5 protein-coding genes and 1 pseudogene are annotated in these 7,115 nt (G+C 48.7%); all 6 read right to left on the bottom strand.

What is annotated here, in order from left to right:
* Positions 1-31: 31 nt before the first annotated feature.
* A pseudogene (locus tag C5S62_RS14085) lies at positions 32-2,261 on the bottom strand (TIM-barrel domain-containing protein).
* Positions 2,262-2,384: 123 nt separating this feature from the next.
* A complete protein-coding gene (locus C5S62_RS00910; RefSeq protein ID WP_104403669.1) occupies positions 2,385-3,575 on the bottom strand; it encodes an acetate kinase in 1,191 nt (396 codons plus the stop codon).
* Positions 3,576-4,011: 436 nt separating this feature from the next.
* Positions 4,012-5,151 carry a dTDP-glucose 4,6-dehydratase gene (gene rfbB, locus C5S62_RS00915; RefSeq protein ID WP_104403670.1) on the bottom strand — a complete coding sequence of 380 codons (1,140 nt, stop codon included), beginning with the start codon at positions 5,149-5,151 and terminating at the stop codon, positions 4,012-4,014.
* 159 nt (positions 5,152-5,310) lie between these two features.
* Positions 5,311-6,057: a 3-oxoacyl-[acyl-carrier-protein] reductase gene (gene fabG / locus C5S62_RS00920; RefSeq protein WP_104403671.1), complete on the bottom strand. Its 747-nt coding sequence runs from the start codon at positions 6,055-6,057 to the stop codon at positions 5,311-5,313.
* Between the two features lie 69 nt (positions 6,058-6,126).
* On the bottom strand, positions 6,127-6,720 hold the full coding sequence (locus tag C5S62_RS00925; RefSeq protein WP_104403672.1) for a TetR/AcrR family transcriptional regulator: 594 nt from the start codon (positions 6,718-6,720) through the stop codon (positions 6,127-6,129).
* A gap of 202 nt (positions 6,721-6,922) precedes the next feature.
* On the bottom strand, positions 6,923-7,115 hold a 193-nt coding region (locus C5S62_RS13730; protein ID WP_223301081.1), incomplete at its 5' end, for a hypothetical protein.

A 7,115-nucleotide genomic window follows, 5' to 3' on the forward strand; every position in this document is an offset into this window, starting at 1 on the left:
ATTCATGCACCGTGTTTTCGGCTTGACCCGTTTAAACCGCTTCGTTTACAGTTATCTCAATGTTTTTGCGGATGTCTGTTTCTGCGATAGGAATGACAAGACCGCCAACATTTTCCGAACGTTTGATTTTTAGCTTCTTGCCATTTACACGTATTTGTGCGGCTGAAGACATACCGGGTAATTCTATGCGATAAGCACGTTTAAGAGGTTGCCCCTCATAGTTTCCCTGGGTCGGAGCAATTCTTATCAAAACCATACCATCGACCGTTTTCTTATATGTCAAGGCTGTAGTAGCAAAACGTTCTTGAAGGTAATCAGTGGTCAGGCCGTCGTCCTCGTATAAAGTATACGTATTGTTATCACCGGCTTGTCCCGGGTAGCAACGTATCACTAAAGTTTTAAGTGGGGTAGATGCCATGCACTCAGTATATGGCTGCATGGGTAATGGCCAGCCACCTTTTACGAAAACCGGCGATTCTTCCAGTGGACAACTGACTGTAGCTGTTTTTCCGCCTTCATATTTTTTCCGGTAAACAGGCTATACCAGTCTGCTCCGCTGGGAAACCATACAGGCAGCTCTACTCTATAATCCTCCCCCTTGCCGGCTTGTGTTACAGGAGCGCCCAATATTAAATCGCCAAAGAAAAATTGGCCGTCGTTGTTGTAGGATTTCTCTTCGTTGGGGTATTCTATGTAGAGACCTCGGTTGAGCGGTAGCATATCCGTGTGACATTGACGCACACTGCTATAAATATAAGGCATCAGTTCGGAACGTAGGTGGTAGATGCGACGCATGGCCTTTTCCTGCCGTTCACCCCACAATCATGGACGACGGTCCATTTTTTCTCCCACCACAGAATGGATGCGCAATGAAGAGTTCAGCAAACCGAATTGGGTCCAGCGTGTATAGAGTTCCGGATCTAGTCCATCGTAAAAGCCACCGATGTCGTGTGCCCAGAAGAAGCAGCCAGCATTGTCGCTGGCAGTGGTCAGTTTCACCTCAAAGCGCAACATATCCCAGTTGCCGACGGCATCACCTGAGAATTGGATTGGATGACGATGGTCACCCCAACCGCCCCAGCGGGAAAAACCGGCTCCTCTTAGGTTGCCCTGTTTTGAGTAGTTGTAATACAATTCGTTGAGCCAAGGCAGATGTTTGGTCGTTGTGCCGCGTACTATTGGATAGCTGTAGTCCTGCTGCCAATCCAGCCACCAGAAAGCCACTCCCATTGAGTCGCTTTCACCGTGAGCGTGCTTCAGGAATTTTTCCATGTAATGGCGGTCTCCAGCATCAAAGAGGGGTACACCTTCCTTTAATGTGTCAAAGTCCAGATCTTTGATGAAACCATCATGCATATCCTCATGTGGTCGCAAACCATCGTGTGGATGTTCGTTGAGTACAACATAAACATTTTGGTCACGGAATTCTTTGATGAGTTTGCCAGGATCGGGAATCAGTTTTTTATTCCAACTATAGCCGGTCCAGCCGCGTGTGCCGGCATGGCCGGTGCCCACCTTTCCATCCTTGCGATGCCAATCCATGTCAAACACCATAATGTCCAAAGGAGAGTCATGCTTTTTGTAACCGTTCACGAGTTCGCGGTAGTCGTCGGCCGTATAGGCCCACCAGCGGCAGTACCATGAGCTGTGGATATACTTTCGTGTCATAGGTACGGCACCGCTGATGGCCTTTAGCGAACGTAGTGCCGCCTTCTAGTCCGTACCGTAAACAAATAGATAATAATCCTGTATATGGTCGGGATCTCGTTGTGTGAGCCAGCCGTTTTTATAGACATCCTTTCCGGAATCTTTTATCAGATACCAGCCTTCTCGGCTTAACAGTCCCTTCTGCAAGGGAATGGGAGAGCCTACGGCATCTAGGGTAACCACGGGGCCTTTCAGGTTGCCTGGTTGTCCTCCCTGTTCGTCTGTAAAAGTCCAGCGCTTAGGCTTTCCGTTCAGCTCATAATGAACTTTAAGGTTACATTGCCCGAACGGGAAACCATCGTTTTCGAATTCAATCTTCATGGCCGATGTAGTGAAAATGTACTTACGGCCCTCTTTTTTACGACCACTTTCACGTTTCCCGATTCACGGTTGACGGCAAATAGGGTAGAGTCCTCGAGAAATTTTTGATGTCGGGCATATTCCAAACGTACCAGATTGTCGGTTATGAAGGTGAAACGACTGTTACCGATTACTATCGGTTTGTTTTCTGCTAGTGCCTGACAAAATGGTATTGCCAGGAACGCTATTAGCATGGTATATTTAAGTATGGTGTTTTTCATGATTCTCTTTTTACTAAAAATGACAGGGAAAGCAGTTCTTTTCCCTGCCATTTGTTTGATTATTCTTCTCTTTTCAAGAATAAGATATTTTCTTTTTCAGCCCACGAGTTCGAGCGTATCGGTGGCTATGAGCAACTCCTCGTCGGTGGGTACTACTACCACTTTCACGCGGCTGTCGGGCGTGGAGATAATTTCCTCTTCGCCGCAGTTCCGGCGGTTTTTTTCCTCATCGAGTTTCACGCCGAAGAATTCAAGATCGCTTACAGAATTGTAACGGACGTCCCATTGGTGCTCGCCAACACCTGCAGTGAATACAATGACATCCACACCTCCCATGATGGCAGCGTATGAGCCGATGTATTTCTTTATGCGGTGCGAGTACATTTCGAGGGCCAGTTCCGCACGCTTGTTGCCATTCTGGCAGGCGGCTTCAACCTCCCGCATGTCGCTCGATACGCCGGAGATGCCCAGCACACCGCTTTTTTTGTTCAGCAGGTCGCTCATCTGGTCGGGAGTGAGTCCTTCTTTTTTCATTATAGCCAATACGGCTGAGGCATCAATGTCGCCGGAACGGGTGCCCATCATAACGCCTTCAAGCGGTGTGAGGCCCATTGATGTCTCAAAGCATTTACCGTTTTTCACAGCCGATACAGAAGCTCCGTTTCCGATATGGCAGGTAATGATTTTCAGGTTCTCGGCCTTTTCGCCCAAAACTTCTGCCACACGTGCCGTTACAAAGCGATGGCTCGTGCCGTGTGCGCCCCAGCGGCGAATGTTGTTCTGCTCATAATATTTGTAAGGAACGGCATACATGTAGCATTTCTCAGGCATGGTCTGGTGAAAAGCCGTGTCAAATACAAATACTTGCGGAAGTTCGGGAAGCATATTCTTGACAGCCTGATAACCTTTCATATGAGCCGGACTGTGGAGAGGAGCCAAATCCATGTATTGTTTCCATTCTTCCAGCATCTCGTCTGTTACCACCTGACTTTTGGTAAAACGTCCTCCAGCCACAATTCGATGGCCGGCTGCGCTTATTTCGTCAAGGCTCTTGATGGCACCATACTCAGTGTTGAGTAAAGTGTCGAACATCAGTTTGATACCTTCCGTATGAGTGGGACAAGCCGATTCGATAATCTTCGTCTCACCGTTGATTTTCGTTTTTAGGAAAGAACCTTCAAGGCCGATCTTTTCGATGCCTCCGGCTGCAAGCACGCTTTTGTCGTCCATCTCGTAGAGTTTGTACTTGATGGAACTGCTGCCGCAGTTAATCACTAAGATTTTCATGAGTATGAATTATATGTGTGTTGTTAATGTATGATATTATCGTTTATAGGCACAGCCATAAGAGTATTTGAAAACAATTGCAAAATTACACCTTTTTTTCGGGAGGTGGAAGTAACAGACCCTTTTTGTTGGATGTACAAGGTTTTCATATTGACATTTCTCGCTTCCTTTCCAAAGATAATTCCTATTTGCAATTGGGAGGAGCGAGATTTCTCATAGAAAAAGCGGGCTTTTGAAATGTGGTTGGCAATGGAATAAGTAAATTGTCGGGAATCCTGTTCTAGGGATATGTATGATGATTTTCCCTATTGTAGGAAAGTGTCGGGCTAAAGTACCTTCGTTAGGAGAAGAAGGTGATGGACCTGTTAAATAGAAGAGGCGTAATTCCGTTGGGAACAGGAATTACGCCTCTCTTAAATCAGCGGTGAATGTTGTTTTACCGTTTGCCGTACATCTTTTCGTAGTATTGCTGATAGTCCTCGCCACTGACGGCTTCTACCCATTGACGGTTTTCAAGATTCCAACGGATGGTTTTGACGATTCCAGTTTCAAAAGTCGTTTCCGGATACCAGCCGAGGTCCGTTTTAATCTTCTCCGGATCAATGGCATAACGTTGGTCATGCCCCAGCCGGTCTTTGACAAATGTTATGAGGTCATCGTTAATCCAGTCCACGCTGATCTGACCGTCAGAACCTTTCTCTTGTCTTTTGAGTAAGGTACGCCATTTCGGGTTTTCCTGCATCAAGTCGTGAATGGTACGGATAATTATCTTTACAATCTGGATGTTCTGTCGCTCATTATGTCCGCCTACGTTGTAGATGCAGCCGTCGGCTCCTTGGCTGATAACCATGTCGATGGCCTTGCAGTGGTCCTCCACGTATAGCCAGTCGCGGACGTTTTCTCCCTTTCCGTAAACCGGCAGTTTCTTACCTTCCAGAATATTGTTGATTATGAGCGGAATCAGTTTTTCCGGAAACTGATAGGGGCCGTAGTTGTTGGAGCAGCGGGTGATGCTCACGGGCATATGGTAGGTGTCGCGGTAGGCGCAGACAACGTGATCGGCCGATGTCTTCGAAGCACTGTAGGGACTGTGAGGGCAGAGCGGCGTTTCTTCGGTGAAGAAGCCTTCGTCACCCAGACTGCCGTAAACCTCGTCTGTGGACACTTGGTGGAACCGCACGCCTTTTCGCCACGTGGGGTAGCCTTGTGTGTCTTTGCCGGTTACCCAGGCTGCGCGCGCCGCGTCAAGCAGATTTTGTGTGCCGAGGATATTTGTCTGGAGAAAGAGTTGTGGATTCTCTATGCTGCGGTCTACGTGGCTCTCAGCGGCAAAATTGACGACTACATCAAACTTGTAGTCCGCAAACAGGCTGTCTACCAACTGGCGGTCGCAGATGTCACCTTTCACAAAGAAGCAGCGGTCGTTGTCTATGTCTCCGGCTATGGTGCCGAGATAACCGGCGTACGTCAGTAAGTCGAGCACGACTACGCGCACATCGTCGTGCTTCTCAAGAATGTATTTCAAGTAGTTGGCACCGATAAAACCGGCCGCCCCTGTTACTAAATAATGCTTCATGTCCTTGTTTTGTCTTTTATTAATGAGACAAAGTTACAAATTATTTTTCAGCGTGCAAATTGGTATGGCGGAATATGAGGCTGGTGTGTGATTACGGAAAAAGAAAAAAGACGGAGCATGCCCCGTCTTTTTCTAATATGGTTTGCCGGCCGGCTGGTGTCACATGTTCATGCCGCCGTCCACCTGAATGACTTGTCCGCTGATGTAGGCTGACATGTCGGAGGCAAGGAACGTTGCCACGTCGGCTATATCTTCGGGTTTTCCGCCACGGCGCAAGGGGATGGATTTCATCCACTCCTTCCGTACTTCGTCGGAAAGGGCTGCGGTCATGGCTGTTTCAATGAAACCAGGAGCGATGGCGTTGGCGCGGATGCCGCGGCTACCCATTTCCTGAGCTACGCTTTTAGCCAGAGCTATGAGGCCGGCCTTGGACGCTGCATAGTTGCTTTGTCCGGCATTGCCGTGTACGCCGACAACGCTGGCCATGTTGATGATGGAGCCGCTGCGCTGGCGCATCATGATTGGGGTGCAGGCATTGATGAAGTTGAAGGCCGATTTGAGGTTGACGGCAATCACGGCGTCCCATTGCTGTTCGGTCATGCGCATCATGAGGCCGTCTTTGGTGATGCCGGCGTTGTTGACGAGGATGTCGATGGCTCCGAAATCAGCGTGAACCTTGGCCACGACTTCTGCCGTCTGGGCAAAGTCGGCGGCATTGGAGGCATAGGCCATGCACTTCACGCCGAGTGCTTCGATTTCCTTTTGTGTAGCTTCGCCGTTCTCGTCGATCACGAGGTCGGTGAATGCGATGTTGGCGCCTTCGGCGGCAAATTTCAAGGCAATGGCCTTGCCGATGCCGCGGGCGGCACCTGTGATGAGTGCTGTTTTACCTGTTAAAAGTCCCATATACTAAAAATGTGAATGATTTGGTAAATGTTTTTTAGGTTGTATGTGCCGTGGCGTTTCCGCCTCCGGTCAGTTTTGGGAGGGCATGCCCAGTGCGCGGCGCACAATGTCCATGACGATGGGACGTGTGTCGGCTTCGGTCAGTCCTTCGCCCAGACGGTCGTATATGTAGGGCACTTCAAGTCCTTTCACGCTGTAGTGAATGATGTCGGCCATGAGGTCGACGTTTTCTATGCGGAACTTTGCCTGTCTTGTGCCTTCTTCGAGTACGCGGCGCAGTATGGCGCGCTCTTCGTCGTCGAACTTGCGGCGCACCTTTTCAACCAGCCAGATGTTGCGGAAGAACTCTGCCCGCAACGAACCGTTGCGCGACACGGTCTCCTTAATCATGTTCAGGTGAGTGTAAATGAGTGCGAGCACTTTCTGTTCGGGTGCGGCATCGAGTTCGGCCACTTTGTCCAGTTGCTCCGACAAACGTTCCAGTTCCACTTCTATGACAGCGGTATAGATGTCTTCTTTGTTCCGGAAATAGGTGTAGAGCGTCCGCCGGCCTTTGCCGGAGTTGGCGGCAATGTCGTTCATGGTCGTTGCTTCCAGGCCTTTTCGGGCGAAGAGTTCGCGGGCCACCTCTACCAGTTTCTGTCGGGTTTTTGTGATGGACATTTTCAGTTGCGAATTATTGAGGTTAATCCGGCCATTGGGCCACACAAGTGGCAAAGTTAGGACTTTTTAATAATACTGACAAACTTTTTGCGTTTAAAGTGCACACAACACCAGAGAATGTGAATTTATAACAGCTCTCGATACCTGTTGTGCGTAATTGGGAATTTTCAGATGAAATACTGGGGCGGACTCTGCTTCTCTCTCATGCCGTACCGTACTTTTTGTCAGTACTTCTAACTTCACAGATTTCATGGAACGTGTGCCGTAACCTGATTTTAACACTATTTGCTTTTGGACTTAAAATGTTGTATCTTTGTGATAGCGAAGCGGGACTTTCCATGAGGAAGTCCCGCTTTTTCTGTGTTTTTGAGGCATATTCAATGGGATTTTTCTCA

Source organism: Prevotella sp. MGM2 (assembly GCF_002933955.1).
Taxonomy (GTDB): Bacteria; Bacteroidota; Bacteroidia; order Bacteroidales; family Bacteroidaceae; genus Alloprevotella.